The sequence below is a fragment of the Microbacterium allomyrinae genome (assembly GCF_020682705.1).
GTDB classification, from domain to species: Bacteria; Actinomycetota; Actinomycetes; order Actinomycetales; family Microbacteriaceae; genus Microbacterium; species Microbacterium allomyrinae.
The window spans coordinates 20,910-44,425 of the sequence record NZ_JAGTTN010000009.1 but is presented as its reverse complement, the minus strand read 5'-3'; the positions used below and the strand labels follow the sequence as shown (position 1 = coordinate 44,425).

19 protein-coding genes are annotated in these 23,516 nt (G+C 69.5%); 15 read left to right on the top strand and 4 right to left on the bottom strand.

All coding sequences use genetic code 11. The features are described from left to right. Positions 1-43: 43 nt before the first annotated feature. The 10 genes from KEC57_RS17785 to KEC57_RS17740 all read left to right on the top strand — a co-directional run bounded on the left by KEC57_RS17785 (position 44) and on the right by KEC57_RS17740 (position 12,045). Positions 44-1,474 (top strand): tyrosine-protein kinase domain-containing protein, encoded by a 1,431-nt coding sequence (locus KEC57_RS17785; RefSeq protein WP_229386043.1) that lies wholly within the window; start codon positions 44-46, stop codon positions 1,472-1,474. 434 nt (positions 1,475-1,908) lie between these two features. After that, positions 1,909-3,078 carry a glycosyltransferase gene (locus tag KEC57_RS17780; RefSeq protein ID WP_229386042.1) on the top strand — a complete coding sequence of 390 codons (1,170 nt, stop codon included), beginning with the start codon at positions 1,909-1,911 and terminating at the stop codon, positions 3,076-3,078. Next, positions 3,075-3,632, top strand: coding sequence for an acyltransferase (locus KEC57_RS17775; RefSeq protein WP_229386041.1), 558 nt, complete (start codon positions 3,075-3,077; stop codon positions 3,630-3,632). Before KEC57_RS17780 ends, KEC57_RS17775 begins: the two co-directional genes overlap by 4 nt. Next, complete coding sequence (locus tag KEC57_RS17770) at positions 3,629-4,828, top strand: glycosyltransferase (protein ID WP_229386040.1); 1,200 nt, start codon at positions 3,629-3,631, stop codon at positions 4,826-4,828. The genes KEC57_RS17775 and KEC57_RS17770 overlap by 4 nt, the downstream gene beginning before the upstream one ends. Positions 4,829-4,952: 124 nt before the next feature. After that, positions 4,953-5,855, top strand: a complete 903-nt coding sequence (locus KEC57_RS17765) for a glycosyltransferase (protein WP_229386039.1) — start codon at positions 4,953-4,955, stop codon at positions 5,853-5,855. Next, positions 5,836-7,077 (top strand): hypothetical protein, encoded by a 1,242-nt coding sequence (locus tag KEC57_RS17760; protein WP_229386038.1) that lies wholly within the window; start codon positions 5,836-5,838, stop codon positions 7,075-7,077. Before KEC57_RS17765 ends, KEC57_RS17760 begins: the two co-directional genes overlap by 20 nt. A gap of 50 nt (positions 7,078-7,127) precedes the next feature. Next, a complete protein-coding gene (locus KEC57_RS17755) occupies positions 7,128-8,996 on the top strand; it encodes a DUF4012 domain-containing protein (protein ID WP_229386037.1) in 1,869 nt (622 codons plus the stop codon). 9 nt (positions 8,997-9,005) lie between these two features. Then, on the top strand, positions 9,006-9,548 hold the full coding sequence (locus KEC57_RS17750; RefSeq protein WP_229386036.1) for an LPXTG cell wall anchor domain-containing protein: 543 nt from the start codon (positions 9,006-9,008) through the stop codon (positions 9,546-9,548). Between the two features lie 111 nt (positions 9,549-9,659). Beyond that, on the top strand, positions 9,660-10,703 hold the full coding sequence (locus tag KEC57_RS17745) for an alpha/beta hydrolase family protein (protein WP_229386035.1): 1,044 nt from the start codon (positions 9,660-9,662) through the stop codon (positions 10,701-10,703). A 346-nt stretch (positions 10,704-11,049) separates the two neighbouring features. Further along, entirely contained in the window at positions 11,050-12,045 is a 996-nt protein-coding gene (locus tag KEC57_RS17740) for a hypothetical protein (protein ID WP_229386034.1), read from the top strand. Between the two features lie 15 nt (positions 12,046-12,060). Here the strand turns inward: KEC57_RS17740 and KEC57_RS17735 are convergent, their stop codons facing one another. Genes KEC57_RS17735 through KEC57_RS17720 form a run of 4 tightly spaced genes read right to left on the bottom strand, consistent with a single transcriptional unit; the run spans position 12,061 to position 17,161 of the window. Continuing rightward, entirely contained in the window at positions 12,061-13,752 is a 1,692-nt protein-coding gene (locus tag KEC57_RS17735; protein ID WP_229386033.1) for a lipopolysaccharide biosynthesis protein, read from the bottom strand. Then, on the bottom strand, positions 13,749-14,579 hold the full coding sequence (locus KEC57_RS17730) for a glycosyltransferase family 2 protein (protein WP_229386032.1): 831 nt from the start codon (positions 14,577-14,579) through the stop codon (positions 13,749-13,751). Before KEC57_RS17730 ends, KEC57_RS17735 begins: the two co-directional genes overlap by 4 nt. 11 nt (positions 14,580-14,590) lie before the next feature. Then, positions 14,591-16,198: an O-antigen ligase family protein gene (locus KEC57_RS17725; protein WP_229386031.1), complete on the bottom strand. Its 1,608-nt coding sequence runs from the start codon at positions 16,196-16,198 to the stop codon at positions 14,591-14,593. A 6-nt stretch (positions 16,199-16,204) separates the two neighbouring features. After that, entirely contained in the window at positions 16,205-17,161 is a 957-nt protein-coding gene (locus KEC57_RS17720) for a hypothetical protein (RefSeq protein ID WP_229386030.1), read from the bottom strand. A gap of 310 nt (positions 17,162-17,471) precedes the next feature. On the opposite strand from KEC57_RS17720, the gene KEC57_RS17715 reads away from it, so the two are divergent. Genes KEC57_RS17715 through KEC57_RS17695 form a run of 5 tightly spaced genes read left to right on the top strand, consistent with a single transcriptional unit; the run spans position 17,472 to position 23,492 of the window. Continuing rightward, the gene (locus tag KEC57_RS17715; protein ID WP_229386029.1) at positions 17,472-18,458 is read left to right on the top strand and encodes a glycosyltransferase family 2 protein; all 987 of its coding nucleotides are present in this window, start codon (positions 17,472-17,474) and stop codon (positions 18,456-18,458) included. Further along, entirely contained in the window at positions 18,455-18,994 is a 540-nt protein-coding gene (locus KEC57_RS17710) for an acyltransferase (RefSeq protein ID WP_229386028.1), read from the top strand. Before KEC57_RS17715 ends, KEC57_RS17710 begins: the two co-directional genes overlap by 4 nt. Next, positions 18,991-19,992 (top strand): glycosyltransferase family 2 protein, encoded by a 1,002-nt coding sequence (locus tag KEC57_RS17705; RefSeq protein WP_229386027.1) that lies wholly within the window; start codon positions 18,991-18,993, stop codon positions 19,990-19,992. Before KEC57_RS17710 ends, KEC57_RS17705 begins: the two co-directional genes overlap by 4 nt. Before the next feature lie 2 nt (positions 19,993-19,994). Then, positions 19,995-21,725, top strand: coding sequence for a fatty acyl-AMP ligase (locus KEC57_RS17700; protein WP_229386026.1), 1,731 nt, complete (start codon positions 19,995-19,997; stop codon positions 21,723-21,725). Between the two features lie 54 nt (positions 21,726-21,779). Then, a complete protein-coding gene (locus KEC57_RS17695) occupies positions 21,780-23,492 on the top strand; it encodes a fatty acyl-AMP ligase (protein ID WP_229386025.1) in 1,713 nt (570 codons plus the stop codon). Positions 23,493-23,516 lie beyond the last annotated feature (24 nt).

The following is a 23,516-nucleotide window of genomic DNA, read 5'->3' as shown; positions in this document are numbered from 1 at the left end:
TGCGTGACGCCCGATGCCGACGCCACGACGCGAGGGGGACCCGTTGGAACTCCGTGAGTACCTGCACCTGCTGCGCGCGCACTGGATCGGCATCGTCCTGTTCACCCTCCTGGGGCTCGGCGTGGCGCTGGGCTGGACGATTCTGCAGCCCCGTGTCTACACCGCGACAGCGAGCGGCTACGTGACGGCCAGCGACCTCGCCGCCGGAGAGGCGGGCTCCTCGCTCGTGGGCGACCAGCTCGCCCGCAGCAAGGTCACGTCCTACCTCGACATCGGCTCGTGGCGCGTGGTCGCCGAGTCCGCGATCGACGAGCTGAGTCTCGCGACCACCCCCGAGGCGCTCGTCACGAAGGTCAGCGTGGCCAACCCGCTCGACACCGTCGTGATCCACGTCTCGGCTACCGCGAGCTCACCCGAGTCCGCCCGCGACCTCGCCGAAGCATGGATCCGCGGCATGACGGCGGCGATCGACGAGATCGAAGGCGATGGGACGCCCGGCTCCGCACCCGTCACCCTCGTCCCGGGCGACTCGGCGCGACTGCCTTCCTCGCCGTCGTCACCGAACCTGATGCTCAACGTCGCACTGGGCGGAGTCATCGGGCTCGCCCTCGGCGTGGGCTACGCCGTGATCCGAAGCGTGCTCGATCGGCGCATCCGCAACGCGGACGACATCGAGCGCGAGACCGGCGCATCCGTCGTCGGCACGCTTCCCCTCGAACGCGGGCTCGACACCCGCCGCGAAGTGCTCTCGTTCTCGACCCAGCAGACCGCACCGCAGCGCTTCGCGCTGACCGAGGCGCTGCGGGAGCTCCGTGCGAACCTGCAGTTCATGGATGTCGACCATCCGCCGCGATCGATCGTGGTCACCAGCCCCTTCGCCGGAGACGGCAAATCGACGACGGCGGCGAACCTGGCCATGAGCCTGGCCGCCGCCGGCGAGCGGGTCGCCCTCGTCGATGCCGACCTCCGCCGGCCGACGATGGCGTCGCTGTTCCGCCTCCCCGAGGGAGCGGGGCTCACCGACGTTCTCACCGGCACGGCGGCCATCCAGGATGTGGCGTACACCATCGGCGAATCCCGGAATCTGCTGGTTCTGACGGCGGGACGCATCCCTCCGAACCCCAGCGAGGTGCTCGGATCACAGCGCATGCGGGATCTCATCACGACGCTGACCACGCACGGACTCGTCATCATCGATTCGCCGCCCACCCTGCTCGTCAGCGACGCCGCGGTGCTGACCGCGGCGTGCGACGGAGCACTCGTCATCGTGTCGTCGGGTCGCACCACCATCGAGACGCTGCAGAAATCGCTGCACAACCTCGAGAAGGTGCATGGCCGGGTACTCGGCGTCGTGCTCAACAAGGCACCGCGCCGGCACGGGCGCAACGACGCGTACTACTCGTACTCCGCCCAGGAGCCGCCGCCGGAGCGGGATGCGACGGTCGCGGACGTCGAACGGACCCGGGCCGGCTGAACCGCTGCACCGGACGCGCTCGAGGAATGGAGGCGACGGAGCCTTTCGGCGCGTGCCATGACGATGGTGTATGCGAGGAACGAGAGGACAGCCGTCAACGCCAGGAGCACCGCGACGCCGGTCACCTCTTCAATGAGGCTGGCGAACATGAGGCAATGCTAGAGCTCCCCACTGCGGCGGAGTGCGAGATCTCGATGAGATCCCGATGAGAGTTCGAGGTCTGGTAGCGTGAGGCCGACCGGACCGCTGGGGCGATCCGGGGAGTGGGCCATCGGTGTCTCGCGCAGTCGGGTGAAGAGCCACCCGCCGGGGCAGCCGTCCCGGAGCCGCTGCGCGTGAACAGCGTGATTACACCGTGAAACGATCGCGTTACGGCGGCTCATGTCCCCATTTCGTCGGTCTATCGTCGAGCAGACAGCAGATGGGGAGTGCGGATGGGGAACCCGCGCATCGCAGTCGTACTCAGATACGGCTTGAATCCGCAGTCGTGGAGCCTGCGCCACGAGCGCGGCGAAGTCGTCGATCGCACGCCTTATGCCTACGACCTCGCCAACGAGTGGTTCACCGTGGACTGGTCCGCCGATCACCCTGAGGGGAAGATGACGCACACGCTGCGGATGACCCTGCGCCGGGCGCTCGGCTTCGATCTGGTCCATGTCTGGCGGAACCGCCGGATCATCCAGAGTGCCGACGCCGTCTGGACGCACACCGAGAGGGAGCATCTCGCCGTCGCGCTGCTGAAGGTGCTGTCTCCGAAGCGCTATCAGGCGGCGAGCATCGCGCAGTCGGTCTGGCTCTGGGACCAGTGGCACAGCTTCTCGGGCCTGCGCCGGCGCATTCTCGGCCGTCTGCTGCGCGCGCACGCCGTCGAGATCGTGCTCAGCCGCGAGAACCGCGCTGCCTCGCGCCGCGCATTGTCCGGTCGCACCGTGGTGCGCGTGCCCTTCGGCACACACACCGCGACACCGGCGCCGGCAGACCGCGTGGCGCCCACCCCTCCGGTGGTCTTGACCGTGGGCAACGACCGACACCGCGATTGGCCGCTCCTGCTCGAGGTGTCCCGCCGCATGCCCGGGGTCGACTTCGACGTCGTCTCTCTCTCCGAAGAGGTTCGTGCCCTGGACTGGCCGGTGAACGTGCAGGTGCGCTCGACCACCCAGCGCGACATCATCGAGAACGCCTACGCGGGCGCGACCGCCGTGGCGATCCCCCTCACACCGAACCTGCATGCGTCCGGTTGCACCGTCGCCATCGAAGCGGTGTCGGCGGGTCTGCCGATCGTGTCGTCGCGCGCGGGCGGCATCGAGGAGTACCTGGCCGGCAGTGCCGCGACGTTCGTGGCTCCGGGCGACGCGGATGCGTTCGCCGAGGCCCTCCAGCGCGCGGTCGAGCCCGGGGCATCGACGAGCAGCCCGGATCTCGCCGCCGACCACGGGCTCACAGAGTCGGACTACATCCGCCGCCTCGCCACCCTGACCCTCGACGTGCTCGGCGGGCGTCGGCCCGATCCTGCGATCGAGGCCTTCGCGTCCGTCCCGGATCCGTCCGCGACGCCCCCCGGCCACGACGCATCCCGACCCGGACGAATCGAGAACCCGGCGTGAACACCCTCGACATGCTCATCGGCGCCCAGCGCCTGCGCGACCTCGTCTTCAGCAAGCTCGCTGCGCCCGGATTCGCCGCGTTCGGCGAGGGCTCGCGCATCCTGCTGCCGACGCGACTGTCGGGCGCCCAGCACATGAGCGTCGGCGCGAAGGTGCTCATCGGCGCCGGTTCGTGGCTCATCGTCCCGGAACAGCACCTGGAGGGGCCCAACATCGTGCTGCACGACCGCGTCCGAATGAACAGCACATCGATCTCGGCCGTCGCACGCGTCGAGATCGAAGAAGCGGTGGCCATAGCCCGCGGCTGCTACATCTCGGATCACTCGCACGGCTTCGCCTCACCCGACGTCGCGGTGCGCGACCAGCCGATCGACCGCGTGGCGCCCGTGCTGATCGAGCGAGGCGCGTGGCTCGGCCAGAACGTCGTCGTACTTCCGGGCGTCACGATCGGCCATGGGAGCGTGATCGGCGCGAACAGCGTCGTCCGCGACGATGTGCCTCCGCGCACCGTTGCCGCCGGCGTGCCGGCTCGAGTCCTGAGGGAGCTGGCGTGACACTCGCCGATCACACCCACGCATCCGCCGAAAGGGCCGCCGACGCGATGTCGGACTACGTCTTCACGTTCTCCTACGAATCGTTCGCGGACGCGCGCAAGCGCGGCATGATGCGCCCGCCGGACCGCCTGGTCTCGACGCTCATGACCCACCCGGACGTGCGTCGCCTGGTCGTGGCCGACCCGTATCGCTCGTGGACGACGAACTGGGCGCGCGCGATCATCGACCGCCGGCACCGCCCACGAGAGACCGAGCGCCTCACCCTGGTGAGTCCTCTCCGCTTCGAACGCACCGATCCCGAAGACATCACCGCCGTCGAGCAGACCTACCGACAGTACGAGTCCGCGATCCGGTCCCGCGCCGATGCGGCCGGGCTGCAGCATCCCGCGTTCATCACGGCCAATCCGCTCGTCGCCGGATTCGCCGATCTGGACTGGACCGACGGCGCGCTGTACTACGCACGCGACGACTGGCTGAGTTCGCCGGCACGACGCCGCTACTGGCCCGCCTACCGCGAGGCGTACCGGCGGATCGCCGATCGCGGCCACGCCGTCGCGGCCGTGTCGCAGGAGATCATCGACCGCATCGCACCGAGGGGCCCGCACGCGGTCGTCCCGAACGGCATCGAGCCCGCAGAGTGGCTGGGCTCGGAGCCCACCCCGCCGGACTGGTTCGCGCGCATCCCCGGGCCTCGTGCCGTGTACGTCGGCACGCTCGATTCCCGGCTCGACATCGACGGGCTCCGCACCCTGGCCACGGCCCGCCCCGATCTGCACATCGTGCTGATCGGCCCGGCCCCGGACCCGAAGTACATCGCCGGGATCCGCGCGCTCGCGAACGTGCACATCCGCGGCGAGGTCGGGCGGGCCGAGGTCGTCGCGGTGCTGCGCAACGCCGAGCTCACGCTCCTCGCGCACCGCCGTACACCGCTGACCGAGGCGATGAGCCCGCTCAAGGTGTACGAGTACCTCGCAGCGGGCCGGCCGGTGCTGGCGACCGATCTGCTGCCCGTGCACGGGCTGGGCGACCGCGTGCACCTGGCCACCACGGTGGCTGATTTCACAGACCTCGTCGACGACGTCCTCGCCTCGGGCATCCAGCCCGAGGCGCAGCGGCGCGCATTCGTCGCAGAGAACGCGTGGCCGAGCCGGCACCGCAAGATCCTGAGCCTGCTGAAAGGCGGAGCAGGGGACTGACCAAGGGGGCGTCGGAGTGGGTCCGGCGCAGAACACGAGACTGGGGACAATCGTGCATGGGGATGTACTGCTCGTCTGCTCTGGAGGCGGACACCTCCGGCAACTCGCCGGATTCACCGAGAGAATGGGTATCGCACCGGAGCGTCAGGTCTGGGTGACGTTCCGCAACGGGCTCAGCGAGTCGCTGCTCGAGGGACGGCGCGTGATCTGGGCGCCGTTCACCGCACCGCGTGACCTGCGCAACTTCGCGAGACTCGTGCCGCTGGCGCGACGGGTCCTCGCCGAGAACACCTTCGACGAGGTGATCAGCACGGGATCGAGTCCTGCGGTCGCCTTCCTTCCGCTGGCGGCTCGCAAGGGCATCCCCAGCTTCTACATCGAGAGTGCCGCGCGGGCGGACGGACCCTCGATGACGGGCAAGATCATCTCGCGCTTCCGACGCATCCAGACGTTCTGCCAGTACCCGGCATGGGCCGACGACCGTTGGCAGTACCGCGGCTCCGTCTTCGACGAGTTCGCCCCGGGCGAGATCGTTCCCAAGACGCCGCGCACCGCCGTGGTCAGCGTGGGCACACAGGAGGGCTACCCGTTCACCCGGCTCTTCGAGAAGGTCGTTCCGCTCCTGGCGGGATACGACCGCGTGCTCTACCAGACCGGCGACGCCGACGTGACGCATCTCGGGATCGAGGGAGTCGTGAGCCTGCCGCACGCCGAACTCAAGGACGCCATCCGAGACGCCGACGTGGTCATCACGCATGCCGGTGTGGGCGGAGCACTCACCGCGCTCGGACTCGGCAAGCACCCGATCATGGTCGCCCGCGACGCCGCGCACGGCGAGCACATCGACGACCACCAGCTGCAGGTGGCGAGGGAACTCGATACCCGCGAACTGGCCACGGCGCGTTCGGTCGACTCGCTGAGCGCGCAGGATCTGCTCGATGCGAGTTCTCGCAGCGTGCGCACGACCGTTCCACCGCCGTTCGACCTCAGGCCCCGGATGGAGCTCAATGGCCCACGAGGTCGATAGACGAGGATTCCTGGTCGGCGGCCTGCTCCTGACCGCCGTGGTGACCGCAGGGTGCGCCCCCCAGCGCCGCCCGGCAGTCGCCTCTCCTCCGTCTTCCACCGCCGCGACCGCGACGCCCGAGGCTCCACCCGCCACGGCTCCCCCTGCCGCCGACGGGCGGCCCGTCCCGCAGACCTCGTTCGGGCCGAACGGCACGCACTATCCGGAGCAGACCCCGTGGCTCGGCGCGGCAGCGGCGACCGACCTCATCGTGGACTGCGACTGGACCGCGATCGCAGAGGCCATCACCGCACTGTCGGCGACTCAGGTCGCAGACGGCGTCGTGCTGCGGGTGAAGCCCGGGACCCTCCCCGGCGGAGGCGCGAACTCTTCCTCGGAGGCGGTGCTCGCGAACGCGGGAGACGGGGCGTGGACGCGTCATGTGGCGATCTGCCCCCGCGACGGCGTCGGCTCGGTCACGATCTCGGCGGGCATCCGCCTCGACAAGTGCTCGTGGCTCGCGTTGTTCGGCTTCGTCAGCCCGGAGGCGTTCGCGCTGACCCAATGCGCGTCCATCCAGATCGGATGGAGCCGTTTCGACGCGGCCAACATCACCCGCGGCGGCACCGACCTGGCGTTCTACGAGCTCGTTCTCGGCTTCCGGTACAACGATGAAGACACGGTCGGCATCCGACCGACCGAGCAGTACGCGATGACGGGGATCTCCCGGTACGGCTGCGTGTTCGGCCCCTCGGTGAAGGCGGCGGACAGCGGCGCGCACTGCGACACCATGCAGCTCGAGGGCACCGGCACCGGCACCTTCGGTCCGTTCACCAGCGTCGACTGCGTCGACTACGGGTCATCGAACGCCGCGCTGCTGCTGCACACGCAGGTCACCCTCGCCGAGTTCCGCCACTGCATGGTGCTCGGCGAGGAACTTCCCTGGCTGGTCTTCCCGCTGCGCCCGGGAGATTACGAGGGCACGCCGAACGCCTTCGCGGGCGGATGCCAGGACGTCCGCGCCTACGACTCGATCATCGCCGGCCCGATCGGCAGCATGGGCTTCACCCGCGTCGAGGGCACGACTCTGAGCTACCAGCCGCAGGCCTCGCAGGAGCCGCGCGTGTCGGGTACGTGGGACGTCGACACGTCCGTCGCGCGCTGGACGAAGGCCGACATCATGTCGCGCCAGTCGATCCCCGACTATGAGACCGACACGCTCGCCGGCATCTGGACCTGGTGATGTCCCGCACGGAATCGGTGGGAGCCGGGACCTCGGCTTAGGGTGGAGCAGTGTCTACCTCCGCGACCAGCCCCACCGCCAAGAGCGTCGGCCGCGTCTTCGCGTGGGTCCTCGCGGCCGTCCTGATCCTGCTGGTGGCCGCGGCCGCCTGGGTCGGGGTCCGCGCGGTGCTCGCCTACGGCCACCTGCGCGATGCCCAGACGGCGGCATCCGCTCTGTCCGCATCCCTCGCCGATCCGGCAGCGGTAGCCACCGGCATCCCCGCCCTCACCGACGACACCGCCGCCGCGCACGCCCTCACCGATGATCCGGTGTGGAACGCGGTCGAGGTCCTGCCATGGATCGGGCCGCAGATGAGCGCGGTCGCGACGGTCGCAGCCGCCGTCGACGAGGTGGCGCAGTCGGCTCTCACGCCCCTCGCGGAAGCTGCCGCCGCGCTCCCGCCCGATGCGACACGCGTGCAGGACGGCCGTATCGACGTCACTGTCTTCACCGCCGTGCAGGATGCCGCCTCCACCGGCGCCGCGGCCATCGGACGGGCCGCGAACTCGGTCGGCGCCATCGACATCCCACCCCTCGTCGGTCCGGTTCGCACCGCGGTGGAAGAGGTCGGCACGCTCCTCGACGAGACCGAGGCCACGGCCTCCGCGCTCGCGCGGACGAGCCGGCTGCTGCCCGCCATGCTGGGTGCCGACGGGCCGAGAGACTACCTCGTCCTCTTCCAGAACAACGCCGAGTGGCGTTCGCTGGGTGGGATCCCCGGTGCGATGGCGCTGGTCCACGCCGATCAGGGAGGAATCTCGCTCGTCGCGCAGGGCGAGGCGTCGGAGTTTCCCCGTTACGACGAGCCCGTTCTCGCCCTCGACCCCGAGGTCGAGGCGATCTTCGGAACGCACCCCGGTCGGTGGATGCACAACGTGACGCAGTCTCCCGATTTCGCGCTCTCCGGCGCGCTCGCACGCGAGATGTGGGTGCGAGAGCGCGGCGGCTCACTCGACGGCGTGATCGCGATCGACCCGGTCGCGCTGTCGTACCTTCTCGCCGCCACCGGTCCGGTGACCCTCGACACCGGAGAGGTGCTCACGGCCGAGAACGCGGTTCCGCTGCTGCTCAACGAGGTCTACATCCGCTACCCGGATTACCACGATCAGGACGCCTTCTTCGCGTCGGCCGCCGTCGGCATCTTCGATGCGCTCTCCCGCGGTGGCGCGAACCCCACCGCTCTGCTGGATGCCTTCGCGCGAGCGGGCGACGAGAGCCGCCTCCTCCTGTGGAGCGCGCACGAGGATGAGCAGGCTCTCCTCGCCGAGACGACCCTGGCCGGCGGCCTGCCGGAATCGGATGCCGAGGAGTCGCGGTTCGGTCTCTACCTGAACGACGGCACCGGATCCAAGATGGACTACTACGTCCGCTCCGATGTCTCGGTCGTCTGGGACGACTGCACGTCGGATGCCTCGGGCGCCGTCTCGGGGACTGCCACGCTCACCGCCACGCTCACCAACGAGGCGCCGGGTGACGGGTCGCTTCCCACGTACATCACCGGGGGCGGCTCCTACGGCGTCACGCCGGGCGTCGCCCGAACGGTCGGGTACGCCTACCTGCCGACCGGGTTCGAACTGCTGGACGCCACGATCACGGGCGACACCGGATTCGGGGGCGGCTACCACGAGGGCCGGCGCGTGCTGCGATTCTCCTCCGACCTCGCCCCTGGAGAGTCCTCGACCGTGACGGTGACCGCACGCTCGGTGCAGCCCGGCGCGTCGACGGTGGCCGTGCGAGCCACTCCGACGATCACCTCGGCGGGCGAAATTGTGTCTCAGTGCGAGGTCGCCTACGATCAGGGCGACCGTTCGGGCGACTCGGCCGCGAACGACTCGGAACGCGACCTCGCCGCACCCAAGGCGAGCTTCACGGGATAAGGCGGCCACATGCACCACCGAATCAGGACGACGACGGCTGCGGCATTCGTGGTCATCGCGGCCCTGCTGGCGACGGCATCCCCCGCTGCGGCCAGCACGATCTACCCGCCCTCCGGAGCATGCACCGTCTCGCCGACGACGGCGGCAGCGAGCGAAACACTCTCGTTCCGCTGCGAGGCGGGGACCTTCTCGGCTTCAGAGGTGGTCACCATCACCGTGACGGGCAATAGCGGTGCCGATGCCGAGATCGGCATGGTGCGCACCGCGGTCTCCACGGCGAACGGCCGCGCGACCTCGGACGCGCAGGGCGCTCTCGCTGCGGTCCGCGTGACCCTGCCTTCCGATGCGTCCGGGACGTACAACATCGCCGCGATCTCGACAACGTCGGCCGGCGGTACCGCCGCCGTGACCATCACGACCGACTCCGGTCTACCCGTGACCGGGCTCGACAGCGGGTCGCTGCTCAGTCTGTGGATCGGCGGCGGCGCGCTCGTGCTCGCCGGCGTCGCCGTCGTCGTGGCCGTGGTCATGCGTCGTCGCGCATCGGACTGAGCCTGGGCGCTCGTCCGGCTGGGCGTCATCGACCGGACACATTCGGTTGCTAGCGTGATGCTGTGCCGCCCTGCGAGGCGCGCACCCGTCCTACTGGGGAAGGCGGTACCGATGTTCCGGGCCACGTCGCGCACACGGATCGCACCACGGTGGGTCGCACTGCCGCTCATCGGCATCGTGATCGCCTTGAGCGCGTGCAGCGCCGCCCCTGCGGCACCGATCGCGACTCCCGCGCCCACGACGCCTGCCACGCCGACGCTGGTCGGCCCGCAGACCCTGAGCACGCTCATCGACCTGCCGCCCGAGTCTCCGCAGCTCGAATACCTCGATGAGGTCGAGTCCGTTGCCGGAGAGACGGCGACGCAGGTCGCCTACTCCAGTGGCGGATCCCGTGTCACCGGCGTGCTGCGCGTCCCCGCCGGCGAAGGGCCCTTCCCCGCGGTCGTGGTGGTGCACGGCAGCACCGACCCCGAGACGTACGAAACGGGCGGCGACCTGATCCCCGAGCAGCGTGGTCTGCTCGACGCCGGATTCGCGGTCTTCGCGCTCGACTTGCGCGGCTACGCCGACTCCGCACCGGCAGACACCGCGGCGCTCGGCATCGATCCCGGCTTCGGCTGGGTGACCACCCTCGACTGGGCGATGGCGCTGGACGTCGCCAATGGCCTGCAGGCGCTGCGCACCGGGGACGTACCCACAGTGGATGCCGACCGCGTCGGTCTGCTCGGCCACTCGCTCGGCGGCCTGCTCGTCCTCGACGCCGCGGTGATCGCGCCGGGGGCATCCGACCTGGTCGTCGCGCTCTCGGCGGCACCGTCCGATCTGGGCGCGGCCCTCGACGAGATTCGCGAGGCCCGGCCGGACCTCGCCGAAGAATTCGACTTCAGCGGAACGCCCGCTGCCGATCCGGGCTATTGGGCCGAGGTCTCACCGCGAGGCTACTTCGATCGCGTCACCGAACCGCTCCTGATGATCCATGGCAGTGCCGACGACACCACGGATCCGCAATGGTCGAGAGACACGGTCGAGGCGTGGGCGGCGACCGGCAACCGTGCCGAGTTCTTCGCCATCGAGGGCGGCGATCACCATTTCCGCCCTGCACGTGCGGACGAAGTCGCCATGACCGTCGCCGCGTTCGAGGCCGTGCTCGGCTGACATACGGCCGCATCGCGCGCGGATCCGAGAAGAGCGTGATCCAATAGGAGGTTCACGGACCACCAGGAGACGACATGTTCCACTCGCATCCGCGCGGTATCGCCGCACCGGATCAGCGCCCGACGGGCGCTGTCGCGTGACGCCGGCCCTCAGCCGCCGTGGTTTCATCGGCACTTCGCTCTTCGCGCTGGCCGCGGTCGTGACCACCGGATGTGCTCCGGAACCTGCCCCCACGCCGACGCTGACACCGACACCGACACCGACGTTCGTGGCCGGACCGCAGCGGCAGACATCGTACGGTCCGAACGGAACCCACTTCCCCGATGATCTCCCGTGGCCGGGCGACGTGGCACCGATCGATGTCGAAGTGGAATGCGACTGGGTCGCCATCGCCCGCCGGGTGCAGGCCCTCAGCGCGGAGCAGGTCGCACTCGGCGTCGTGATCCGCGTGGCGCCGGGTATCCTCCCGGGAGCGGGCGCGACGTCGTCGGCACGACCCGCACTCGCGCAGGTGGGAAACCAGAGCTGGACCCGCAATGTGCTGATCGTTCCCCGCGACGGGTACGGCACGGTGCAGATCGCCGACGTGGGGGTGCGGTTCGAGCAGTGCGCGCGTCTGTCGTTCTTCGGTTTCACCTCGGCCGGGGGGTTCGTGCTCACTCGCTGCGTCTCGTTCCAGATCGGCTGGAGCCGTTTCGACGCGATGAGCATCACCCGTGGCGGGCGTGACATCGCCTTCTACGAGCTCATCGTCGGCTTCCGCCGCAACAGCGAGGACACCGGATCGCTGCGCCCGACCGAGACTTTCGAGATGTCGAACATCAGCCGCTACGGCTGCGTGTTCGGTCCGTCGGTCAAGCCCGCCGACAGCGACGCGCACTGCGACACGCTCCAGCTCGAGGGCACCGGCACCGGCCCCTTCGGGCCCTTCCTCAGCGTCGACTGCGTCGACTACGGGTCGTCGAACGCGACGGAACTCCTCCACGACAGGCTGATCAGCGCGGAGTACCAGCACTGCCTGGTGCTCGGCGGACAGCTGCCGTGGCGCGTGTACGCTCTGCAGCCCGGCGACTACCAGGGCGATCCGAACGCCTTCGCCGGCGGCTGCCAGGATGTGAGGGTCATCGATTCGGTCGTGGCCGGCCCCGTCGGGCGAATGGGCTTCACCCGTGTCGAGAACTCGCAACTGAGCTACGCACCCGTCGACTCCCAGCAGCCGACGAGCGGCGGCGGCTGGACGGTGGACACCGGAATCTCCAACTGGAGCGCCGAGCAGATCATGGCGCTGCAGGATGTGCCCGACTACGAGCCGGCAACGCTCACGCGCATCTGGGCGTGGTGATCGCCCCGCTCCGCGTCAGGCGTCCGTTCCCGGTCCAGCATTCTGCCGCACCCCGTTGCGCTGGTCGCGCAGTTTCCTTCGGGTGAGCTCCTCGGTCCGCACCAATTCGTCCTCATCGAGACGCTGCTCGTCTGTGACGGTCTCGGAGAACGTCTCGAGCGTCGCGAGTTCCGCGGCGATCTCGGCGGGGGTCGCCGGAGCGAGCTCGTCAGCATCCGCTTCGCCGGCATCTGCGGTGGGCGCGCGCTTGGGCTTGCGCACCTTCTTCACGAAGTCGATCATCTGCTCGATGTCTCGCCGGTACCCGGGAATCAAGAACAGCGGAGAGACGACCACGAGCGCGGCGATGCCGCCCGCGAGCACCTGCACGAGCGCGAATGTGCCGGCGAGCAGGTGGGATGCCACGTACGCCCCTCCGAAGGCGAACAGCGCCATGAAGAACGGCCGCACGATCGGGGCGAACACGTCGCCCGGCCGCACGAACGTGCCGCGCATCGCGAACGCGAAGCCGGGGATGAGCAGCACCAGGCTCAGCACCCCGTAGGTGATGACGAGCCCGGGAAGACCGCCCCACCAGAGGCCGAAGAAGTAGCCCGCGATCACGATCGGACGCGCCACGAGGTCGTACACGAACTGGCGGTGCGAGTGGCCGAGTGAGATGTACAGCCACGTCCGGAGCCGGCCGATCGCCTGCGCGAAACCAGCGATGGCCAGCAGGCTGAACAGCAGCGCCGCGGTGTCCCACCCTGGTCCGAGCAGCACCAGGACGAGTGGCTCCGCGACTCCGGCGGCGATGGCGTACGTGGGAAGCGTGAGGTACCCGATCGCCAGGGCTGCGCTGCGGATGTACCGCCGGTAACGGGCGCCGTCGTCTCGGAGCGAGCTCAGCACGGGCAGCGCGACTCGCCCAAGCGGGCCGTTCATCTGCTGCAGGGGCAACAGGAACAGCGCATAGGCGCGCGAGTACTGTCCGAGAGCCGCCGGACCGAGCTGGGCGCCGATGATCACGTTGTCGAGGTTCTTCTCGGCGTAGCCGAGAAGCTCCGCACCGAAGATGCTTCCGCCTGTTCCGAGCAGGGTCCAGGCCTCGCGGACGATGCGCGGGGGACCCCATTTCGGCCGTACCAGCACCCAGAGCACGACGAGCCGGACCAGGAAGTTCGCACCGGCCATGGCGACGAGCGACCAGAATCCCCAGCCGAGGATTGCAGTGATGACGCCGGCGGCCACCCCGGCGGCCATGGTCACGATGTCGAGCGTGGCGAGCATGCTGAAGCGCAGCTGCTTCGTGGCCATCGCCTGCAGCGGCGCCGCCAGACCGCTCAGGAACACGCCCGGTGCCATGACGAGCGTGATCCCGACGAGTTTCGGCTCGTTGTAGAGGGCGGCGACGAGAGGCGCGGACAGCGCGACGGCGACCGAGAGCAGCATGCCGATCAAGGCCGAGATCCACAGCAGGCTCTTCCACACCCGCTCGCTGAGGTTCTGCGCCTGGATGATCGCGCCGGTCATGCCGAAGTCGCGGACGAGCTCGGCGACGCCCATGATCGCGCCGACCATCGCCATCAGGCCGAAATCGGCGTCGGTCAGCAGGCGCGCGAGCACCATCGTGGAGAGCATCTGGAGCAGGGCGCGCCCCCACATGCCGCCCATCGTGACCATGATGCCGCGCGACGCGCGGTGGCCGAGGTTCTGATGCGCGCTCATGCGGTGCGCTCTCGAGTGGTCTCATCGCGGTTCCACGCGATCTGCTCGCGCCCGCGCAGGAGAGCGGCGGCCCGGCGGTGGGCGCTGAGGTACATCACCGCGTACGTGGCGAACGCCACCCACAGGCTCGGCCTGCGCCATACGCGTCGCGCGATCGACCGCGCGCCTGCGCCGCCGGCCGGTGCAGCGAGATCCGGAAAGCGCTCCGCGAGCTCACGATTGCCCGCCGCGATCCGGGTGTTGCGGTGCAGCAGCGACCGCAGCGTGCCGGGCGCCTCGACACGGAAGACGAGGTCCTCGGGTGTGAGTCGCTCGTCCGGCGCGAACAGTCGCTGGATGAACAGGTCGTCCGCGATCACGTCGGGGAATCGATCGAATCTGTCACGACCGCGTGCGCTGATCATGTAGATCCCCGACCCGACATGACCGGTGGAGCGGTAGTCGGTGAGCGCCCAGATCCGGTAGTACTGGCGCACCCACCACGAACCCGAGGGAGCCACCTCCAGTCGCGGCGAGGCGACCAGCGACCCGCTGTCGTCGAGGCGCTCGGCGAGGGCCGCCAGCGTGCGGCCCGAGACGATGACGTCCGCGTCGACGAAGGCGATCGGGAACGCCCGGGCCGCGTCGTCGCCCGCGTTCAGGGCGGCGATCTTGGACCCCTCCGCGAGCTCGACCACGGTCACCGAGCTGCCGGCGTCGCGGGCGATGTCGGCCGTGCGGTCCCGGCATCCGTTGGCCACCACGACGACGTCGTCCAGCGATCCGTCGAGCAGGCCCTCGAGCAGCCTGCCGATGACCGACTCCTCGTCATGCGCGGGTACCACCACGCTGGGCGCCGTCATGCCGCGGCCCGCGCTCGGTCGAGAGAGCTCGCCTCGGCCTCGCCGACTTTCGTTCTCGGCCAGGTCTCTCGACCATCCGTCATCGCCCACGCGGCGATGCCGAGCAGGATGCTCAGCATCAGCAACGTCTGCATGAACGAGAAGGCGTCGTAGAAGTAGGCGGCGACCGCGTAGCCGAGCGCGGAGGCGCCGATGGCGAAGGTGAGGAAGACGCGACTCTGCGGGGCGGTCGACGTGAACGAGAAGTGGACCATCCGGATCACGGGGTAAACCAGCAGGGCGATCAGCCCGATCACCCCGACGACGCCGGTTTCCATCGCCGTTCCGAGCCACTGGTTGTCGAGGATCTGGGCGTTCGCCTCGTCACCGACGACGACGCGACTGCCGAGGCCGCTGCCGAACCACGGCTGCTGCACGAGCTCCTGCATGGCGGGCTCGATGTCGGCCAGGCGTCCCTGACCGGCCATGCCGACGCTCGAGAACTGCGATGCGATGAGGGCGTCGGTGTTGAGCAGCGACAGCACGGTGGACTCGAAGAGCTTGGGCAGGACGAGTCCCATCAACACCACGAACGGCAGCCCGATGAGGAAGAGGATGCCGGCGAGTTTCGGCCGCAGCACCAGTGCGTAGAGGAACATCGCGCCCAGGACGACGATTCCGGTGCGCGAGACGGCGCTCAGCAGCCCGAGCATCATCGCGCCGATCGCGATCGTGTAGGCGAGTTTGCGGTTGAAGGGCTTGTGCGGCCAGGGGCCGAATCGCATCAGGTAGAGCCCGATCGGCACCAGCATGCAGAAGAGCACGGAGAGCGCGATCGGATGCTGCGACGACGCGTAGGAGCGATTGCCGCCGGCACGCACCGATTCGGCGTCGTCTCGCAGAAGCTCCAAGGGCAGGAAGTTCTGCAGCTGAAGGAAGATGTTGAACCCGCTGATGCGCTCGAAGAACGCGAAGAGCCCGACGACGGCGCCCGCGGCGACGAGGAAGATCAGCAGCCACATCACCTGCCGTTCCGAGCCGATCAGCTGGCGCACGATCACGACCACCGACAGCAGGAACGCGAGCTGGAACAGATTCGAGAACGCGCCCATGACGAATCCGGACTCGGTCGCCTCGACGGCGTTGTACATCACCGAGGCGAGCATCGTCCACAGGAAGATCGCGATCGGCCATCCCCAGACGATCGGCTTCCAGGTGAGGCGCTTGGTGTAGAGGCCGATCGCGACCGCCACGAGCAGTACCGCGATCACGACCCGGTACGGCTCGAGAGCGAACCCGATGTCGATCGGCAGGGCGTAGCGGCGTATCGGGATGAACAGCACGATCGCGGCGAGGAGGAAGAGCGCGGTGGTCCACCGGAAGATGACGCCGCGGAACACCCATGTCGCGGCAGCGACCAGCAGGACCGCGCCGGCGATCAGCGGATCGAGGAAGAGGACCCCGGCGATGACGATCGCCGACAGGCCGAGGGCGATGGCGAGATCGGTCACCCATCGAGCGCGCGGCGCAGTGGTTGCGTCGAGCTTTCCCGACGGAGCGGGATCGTGGTCGCGCACAGGAGCCTCGACGGCACCGGCGCCGACCGCGCGGCGGTCGTCGGACATCGCAGGTCAGCCGCGGGTCGGGTCGCCTGCGCCGACGGGGACGTCCTGATCGGCATCCGCGTCGCCGGGACGATGCGCCCGCGCATGACGCCGACGCGTCGCCGGCGAGGTGTCTGCGGACGATGCCCCGACCAGCTCCTCGAACTCGGAGTCCACCGTCGCGTGATCCTCGGGCTCGGGCCGATCGTCGTCGGCGGCGTCGGCTTCGGCGCTCTCGTCTCCGCGGCGGCCGCGGCGACGGTCACGGATCGACTCGATGATGAGGGCGGCGCCGATGAAGAGGAGGAAGACGCCCACGGCGACGACCACGACGGGGATCGCGGGGTTGCTTCCCTCTCCCTCGTCGGCGACGGGCTCGTTGAGAACGTCCGTGGTCAGGCGGATGTCTTCGGCGACCCCGGCGGCATCCTGCTGCTCGACGACCATGGCGGCGAAGGCATCGGTCGCGGCGGCCGCGAGAGCTTCGGCGCGGGCCGGCGACAGCGCGGTGGCGCCGACGCTGAGCAGAGGCAGAGTGAGGCGACCGGGGAAGGTCTCGTCACCGGTCGGTTGAGTGGTGCGACTGACGGCGGTGATGCCCTCGTCATCGCTGAGACCGCCCATCTCGTCCGCGACGACCTGCTCGATCGCGTCGGACGAGGCCAGATACGCCAGGATGACGGCGTTGGCTGCAAGATCGATCGGAACCGACTCGGTGACGATCAGCTCCTGGGACTGCTCCCCCTCGGCCGTCTGGGGCAGAGCCTGCGTGACGCTCGGGATCTCGACCTGGAAGTAGTCGGGCTGCGGCGAGCTGAGCAGGACGGTGGACGACGCGGTGTAGACGCGGTCCGCACGTGGAATCACTTCACCGTTCTGGATCGTGAATCCGGCGAGAAGCCCCGCCGCGATCGACACGATCAGACCGATGATGAGCAGGACCTTCTGCCGAAGCAGACGCGTCAGATAGACAGGCTGATCCATGGTTTTCCCCATTTCCCCAGGTGACCGCCCCGCCTTCCCATCGAGGACGACCTCCACCCGCATAGCTGCCCCGGGGCGAAGTTTCGTCCTCGCAGCGATGCGGAGGTGATGCCAATCTCAAGACCCTACCGTGACACGCGGGTGTTGCGAATGTGTAAACGGAATGGAACGAGTCTCGTCATCGTCCCCGCTCGGCTTGCACATCGACCGGCCGACACGCGAGTGTGTAACCTGAGCTGTTCGGGCGCCGTCGTGGGGAGGACGTCCGAGGGTCGCATTTTGGGGAATGCGCGCACGCGCGCAGAAGGGGATGAGCGACGTGAGGACGTCACTGGGGGAAGACGGCCGCTCTGCAGCGCCTGCCGGCGACCGCGTCGCGCTCGTGCTCTGCACGCGCGACCGCCCGGAGTTCCTCGCCGGCGCGCTCGATGCTCTGCAGCGCGTCCTGCCCGAGACGGTGGAGGTGATCGTCGTGGACTCCGGATCGGTCACCGATGCCACCCGACGCGTCGCCGATCGTGACGGCATCCGCTACGTGCGCTCCGACATCCCCGGCCTCTCCATCGCCCGCAACGCCGGCGTCGCCGCGACCACGCGCGAGATCGTCGTGTTCACCGACGACGACTGCGAGTTGCAGCCCGACGCGATCGAGCGGCTCACGGCACCGTTCGCGGCGTCCACCGTCGGCGCGGTCACCGGTCGGCTGCGCGACCACAGCGACACCTCCGACGCCGAACCGCCGCCCGCGCGTGTCCTCTCCGATACCCGGGACGGGCTCGCCGCCGGGCACGGCGCGCTCATGGCCTTCCGCACCGCGCTGCTCCGGCAGCTCGGGGGATTCGACCCCGTGCTCGGCGCCGGACGGGACTTCGGCGGTGCCGAGGATCTGGACGCGTTCTGCCGTGTCCTGCACTCCGGCTCCACGGTCGTCCAGGCGCCCGACGCGGTCGTCCGCCACCTGTTCACTCGCTCGGACGACGACTACATCCGCCTCAACTCGGCCTACGGCCGCGGGATCGGCGCCATGGCGCGCAAATGGGTCGCCGCCACCGGCGGAGAGGGCAGGGCGCTCACGCGGCTGGCGCTGCGCCGCGCGGCGGTGCGACTGGCTCGCCGGCTGGGCGATTCCCGTGCGCGCCACGGCCAGTGGGCCTATCTCCGCGGGTTCCAGGACGGCTACCGCCGCGCCGGGCACCTGAGCGTCGACGGTCTGGTGTTCCGGGACCAGAACCCGCCCGCCGCGGTCGATCTCGCATCCTCCGCCCCCGACACCGTGACGGAACGGGGTACGGCATGAGCAAGATCGGCGGCGTCGCACGCTCCCTTCTCGACCCGCGCACGTACGCGCAGGTGTTCCGACTTCTCCACTTCGCCTCGTACTCCCACGTCCAGCAGGTCGGCAAGCTCGACCGCGGAGCGAATGTGACCTTCGCGCCGAACGTGTCGTTCCGCAACGCCGAGCGCATCACGATCGGCGACGGGACGCACATCGGCGAGCGCAGCATCATCTGGGCCGGCAATTCGACGGGGCGGATCGTCTTCGGCGAGAAGTGCCTGCTCGCGCCGAACGTGACGATCACGGCATCGAACTACGGGACGGCGGCGGGCGAGTTCATCATGGACCAGCCCAAGGTCGAGCAGGACATTCAGATCGGCAGCGATGTGTGGCTGGGCGCCAACACGGTGGTTCTCGCCGGTGTGACGATCGGCGACGGGGCCATCATCGCGGCCGGCGCCGTCGTCACCCGCGACGTCCCCTCGCATGCGATCGTCGGCGGCGTCCCCGCGAAGGTCATCGGCTGGCGCGAGGGCGCTGCAGAGGCGGCCGCATGAACGCCCTCCCCTCCGTCGCGATCGTGATCGTGAACTACAACACGCGGGATGAGACGGTGACGGCGGTGCGCCGCGTGCGGGAGAACACGCGGATCCCGCTCGAGATCGTCGTCGTCGACAACGGCTCGCACGATGGAAGCGCGGATGCGCTGCGTGCCGCGTTCGACGATGTGACGGTCGTGGAGGCAGGCGGCAACATCGGCTTCGCAGCGGGAGTCAATCTCGGAGTGCGCAACACCACGGCATCCGCGATCGTGCTGCTCAACCCCGATACCGAGGCGCTGCCGGGCGCGATCGACGCGATCGTCGGCTTCGCGAGGGCGCGTCCCGAGTTCGGCCTCTACGGCGGGCGGACGCTGCGTCCCGACGGGACGACCGACCCGAGCTCGTGCTGGGGTGAGATGACGCTGTGGTCGCTGTTCGCCTTCGCGACCGGTCTGTCCACCCTCTTCAAGAGCTCCGCCGTCTTCGACCCGGAGTCGCTCGGCCGATGGCAGCGCGACACCGTGCGGGAGGTGCCGATCATCACCGGCTGCCTGCTGCTGACCGCGCGGGAGTCGTGGGAAGCGCTCGGCGGCATGGATGAGCGCTTCTTCCTCTACGGAGAAGACGCCGACTTCTCCCGCCGCGCCCGCGAGATGGGTCTGCGCCCGGTGATCGTGCCCGATGCGACCATCGTCCATGCCGTCGGCGGCTCCACGTCGTCGAGCGGGCTGAAGATGAGCATGGTGATGGCCGGCAAAGCCACCGTCCTGCACACCTCGTGGTCGCCGATGCGGCGCCGCCTCGGAATCGCGCTCCTGCAGGCGGGCGCGCTGCTGCGCTCGCGCAGCGCCACCTGGGCGACCGTGTGGCGACGCCGCCGCGACTGGCGCGACGGCTACCCCCGCGCGCGCGCCGCCCTCTTCCCGTCGGATCAGGCATCCGGCCCCACCGCTTCGGAGCCGATGGGAGCTCCGATCCGCACTGTCGCCACCGCGACCCGATCAGAGGAATAAAGATGTTCGCTGACCGCACCACGCTCGTCGATGGGCTCCGCAACAGCGCGGCGACCCTCGGCGATGAGAATGGAATCACCTACTACGACTCGCCCGACGAGTCGCGCTATCGCGGCTACGCCGACCTCGACCTTCGCGCTCGCGCGATCGCAGACGCCCTTGTCCGACGCGGCTTCGGCCCCGGCGACTTCGCCGCGATCGGCCTGACGGCGGGGCTGGACTGGGCGGATGCCGCCTTCGGCACGCTGTACGCGGGGCTCGCGTTCGTCCCGGCACCGGTGGCGGGGTACGGCACCGGCCCGCAGCTCGGCGACCGTGTGGCGGCGATCGCGCGCTCGGCGGAGGCCTCCCTGTTCATCACCGATGCCGGTGTGCTCGAGCGGCTCGGCGGCGGGCTGCCGGGCCTCGACATCCCCGTCGTCCTGCTCGAGGATCTGCTGGCCGAGGGCGACGCCGAGGCGTGGAGCCCTCCCGCGATCGACGTGGACTCGATCGCGTATCTTCTCTTCACATCGGGATCCACCGGCGACCCGAAGGGCGTCATCGCGACGCACGGCACGGTGATCGGCACCGCGAACGCCTCGGGCGTGCTCTTCGGCAGCAACCCGAGTGCGGTGCTCGTCGGGTGGTCGCCGATGCATCACATCATGGGGCTGCTGCTGCAAGTCATCATCCCGGCCGTCAACGGCGCGAAAGCCGTGGTGACCTCGACCGAGCAGTTCCAGCGCCGCCCCGTCTTCTGGCTCCAGCTCATCAGCAAGCACCGCGGCACGATGACCGCGGCCGGAAACTTCGCCTTCGCGCTGTGCACGCAGCTGGCCACGGACGAGCAGATCGCCGAGCTCGATCTGTCGAGTCTCACCGCGATGTTCTCGGGCAGCGAGCCGGTGCGCCCCGAGACGCTGAACGCGTTCCTCGAGCGCTTCGCGTCGACGGGCATCACGGAGAGCGTGATCGCCCCCGTCATGGGGATGACCGAGGCGAACCTCATCTCGGGCAAGTTCCCCGAAGATGACCTGGTGATCCGGCGCTTCGACGCCGCGGCCCTCGAGACGGGCAGCCTCGAGCCTTCCACCGGCGACGGGAGCGTGGAGTGGGTCTCGTGCGGACGCCCGAGCGACGACACGACCGTGGTGATCGTGGATCCAGACACCTTCGAGCCCGTCCCGGACGGCACGGTCGGTGAGATCTGGGTGTCGTCGCCCATGGTCTCGCCCGGGTACTTCCGCCGCCCCGACGCGACCGCCGAGACCTTCGGGCACACCCTGCCCGCCATCGCCGGCTCGTTCATGCGCACCGGCGACCTCGCCGCCGTCCTCGACGGTCAGCTCTACGTCACCGGTCGTCTCAAAGAGATGATCATCGTCCGCGGGCGCAACCTCTACCCGCAGGACATCGAGGCGGCCGCGCGGCCGCTCTCCCCCGCAGTCGGCATCGGCGCCGCATTCGAGCTGGCGAATCACCCGTCGGCGGTGGGGGTCGTTCTCGAGATCGACGAGGAGGCGCTCGGCGAGAGCGGCGAGGACGTCGACGCACTGGCCGATCGGATCCGCGCCGAGCTCGTCACGCGAATCTCGCTGCCGTCGATCGCCGTCGCCCTCGTCGCTCAGGGATCGCTCCCCCGCACGGCCACCGGCAAGGTCCGCCGCGGACCGACGCGCGCGCAGCTCGAGCAGGGGGCGATCGTCACCCTCCACTCGTCCGGATATCGATCCGCGACACTCTCCGTCTGACTCCGATCCGCGGACTCATCCGCACACGACATCGAACCTTGGGGGTTCTCCGCTTTGTCCTCACCCCTTACCCTGATCGAAGCACTGCAGCGCACCGCGGCTGTCCACGGCGACGATCGCGGGGTCACATACCACCTGACCGTTCCCGAGAGCCAGTTCCGCGGCTACGCGGAGCTGGATCGGCACGCCCGCACGATCGCCGATGCGCTGAGCGCCGGAGGCTACGCGGTCGGTGACCGCGCGGTCGTCGCGCTCAGTCCCGGCCTCGCGTGGGCCGACGCGCTCTTCGGCATCCTGTTCGCGGGACTCACCTTCGTCCCCGCGCCCACCGGCGGGTACGGAGACGCCTCTGCTCTCGCGTCGCGCGTCGCAGGAATCTCCCGCGGATCGGATGCCACGGTCATCATCACCGATGCGGCCATGCGCGCCGTCCTCGACGAGTCCGGAACCGAGCTGCCCGCGCCGGTGGTGCTGCTCGAAGACCTCCTCGCGAGCGGGTCGGCCGGCGCCTGGTCGGCACCGCAGATCGACGGCGAAACCACCGCTGTACTGTTCTTCACGTCGGGGTCCACGGGCGACCCGAAGGGGGTCATCGGCACGCACTCCGGGCTGCTGGCGACGGTGGAGGGCTGCGACGAGCTGTTCGGGATCGGTCCCGAGTCGACCGTCGTCGGATGGGCGCCTCTGCACCACGCCATGGGGCTGCTGCTGCAGGTCATCGTGCCGGTCGCGAGTGGCGCGCGCACCGTGATCACGACGACCGAGCTGTTCCAGCGGCGTCCCCTCTCGTGGCTGCAGCTCATCAGCCTCTACCGCGGCACGGTCAGCGTCGCGGGAAACTTCGCGTACGCGCTGTGCGTGCAGTTCGCCACCGACGAGCGGGTCGCCGAACTCGACCTCTCGAGCCTCACGACGCTCATCTCGGGGAGCGAGCCGGTGCGGCCGGAGACGGTCGCCGCGTTCATCGAGCGATTCGCGCCGGCGGGCCTGGACCCCACCACGATCGCCCCCGCCCTCGGCATGACCGAGGCCATGCTGGTCTCGTGCAAGCCGATCGGCACCGGGTTCGTCGTTCGTCGCGTCGACGCGGACCGTCTCGAACAGGGCCAGCTCGTGCCCAGCGACGACGACTCCGCCACCCGGGTGATCTCCAACGGCAGGCCGCCGTCGAGCACGACGATCCGCATCGTCGACGCCGAAGCAGGGGAACCCGTCGCGGACGGCACGGTGGGCGAGATCTGGATCTCTTCGCCCATGGTCTCGCCCGGCTACTTCCGCCGCCCCGACGCGACCGCCGAGACCTTCGGTCACCGGCTGCCGGGAGATGACCGGTCCTACATGCGCAGCGGCGACCTCGGTGTCGTCCTCGACGGCGAGCTCTACATCACCGGGCGCCTGAAAGAGCTCATCATCCTGCGGGGCCGCAACGTCTATCCGCAAGACATCGAGGCCGCGGCGAGCGCGCTGTCGCCGGCACTGGGCATCGCCGCCGCCTTCGAACTCGACGATCACCCCGCGCCCGTCGGGATCATCGTCGAGTACGACACCAGCGAGCTGCCCGATGATCACGACCATGAACAGCTGCTCGCACTGGTCGGTGCGGAACTGGTCCGGCGATTCTCGTTGCCGAGCGTCGCGGTCGGACTCGTCGCGCCGGGCTCGGTGCCGCGCACGGCGACGGGCAAGGTCCGTCGCAAACCCACACGCAGCCTCGTCGAGGCCGACAGCGTGCCGTTCCTGCACGCCAGCGGCTTCGGCGCCCGCTGATCCCGAAAACACCACCCACCGGAG

What these genes read in the sequence shown, in the direction of transcription:
- KEC57_RS17780 (WP_229386042.1), top strand. Translation starts at nt 1,909, where the DNA reads ATGGGGAACCCGCGCATCGCAGTCGTACTCAGATACGGCTTGAATCCG.
- KEC57_RS17765 (WP_229386039.1), top strand. Translation starts at nt 4,953, where the DNA reads ATGGGTATCGCACCGGAGCGTCAGGTCTGGGTGACGTTCCGCAACGGG.
- KEC57_RS17760 (WP_229386038.1), top strand. Translation starts at nt 5,836, where the DNA reads ATGGCCCACGAGGTCGATAGACGAGGATTCCTGGTCGGCGGCCTGCTC.
- KEC57_RS17750 (WP_229386036.1), top strand. Translation starts at nt 9,006, where the DNA reads ATGCACCACCGAATCAGGACGACGACGGCTGCGGCATTCGTGGTCATC.
- KEC57_RS17745 (WP_229386035.1), top strand. Translation starts at nt 9,660, where the DNA reads ATGTTCCGGGCCACGTCGCGCACACGGATCGCACCACGGTGGGTCGCA.
- KEC57_RS17735 (WP_229386033.1), bottom strand. Translation starts at nt 13,752, where the DNA reads ATGAGCGCGCATCAGAACCTCGGCCACCGCGCGTCGCGCGGCATCATG.
- KEC57_RS17725 (WP_229386031.1), bottom strand. Translation starts at nt 16,198, where the DNA reads ATGTCCGACGACCGCCGCGCGGTCGGCGCCGGTGCCGTCGAGGCTCCT.
- KEC57_RS17720 (WP_229386030.1), bottom strand. Translation starts at nt 17,161, where the DNA reads ATGGATCAGCCTGTCTATCTGACGCGTCTGCTTCGGCAGAAGGTCCTG.
- KEC57_RS17715 (WP_229386029.1), top strand. Translation starts at nt 17,472, where the DNA reads ATGAGCGACGTGAGGACGTCACTGGGGGAAGACGGCCGCTCTGCAGCG.
- KEC57_RS17710 (WP_229386028.1), top strand. Translation starts at nt 18,455, where the DNA reads ATGAGCAAGATCGGCGGCGTCGCACGCTCCCTTCTCGACCCGCGCACG.
- KEC57_RS17705 (WP_229386027.1), top strand. Translation starts at nt 18,991, where the DNA reads ATGAACGCCCTCCCCTCCGTCGCGATCGTGATCGTGAACTACAACACG.
- KEC57_RS17700 (WP_229386026.1), top strand. Translation starts at nt 19,995, where the DNA reads ATGTTCGCTGACCGCACCACGCTCGTCGATGGGCTCCGCAACAGCGCG.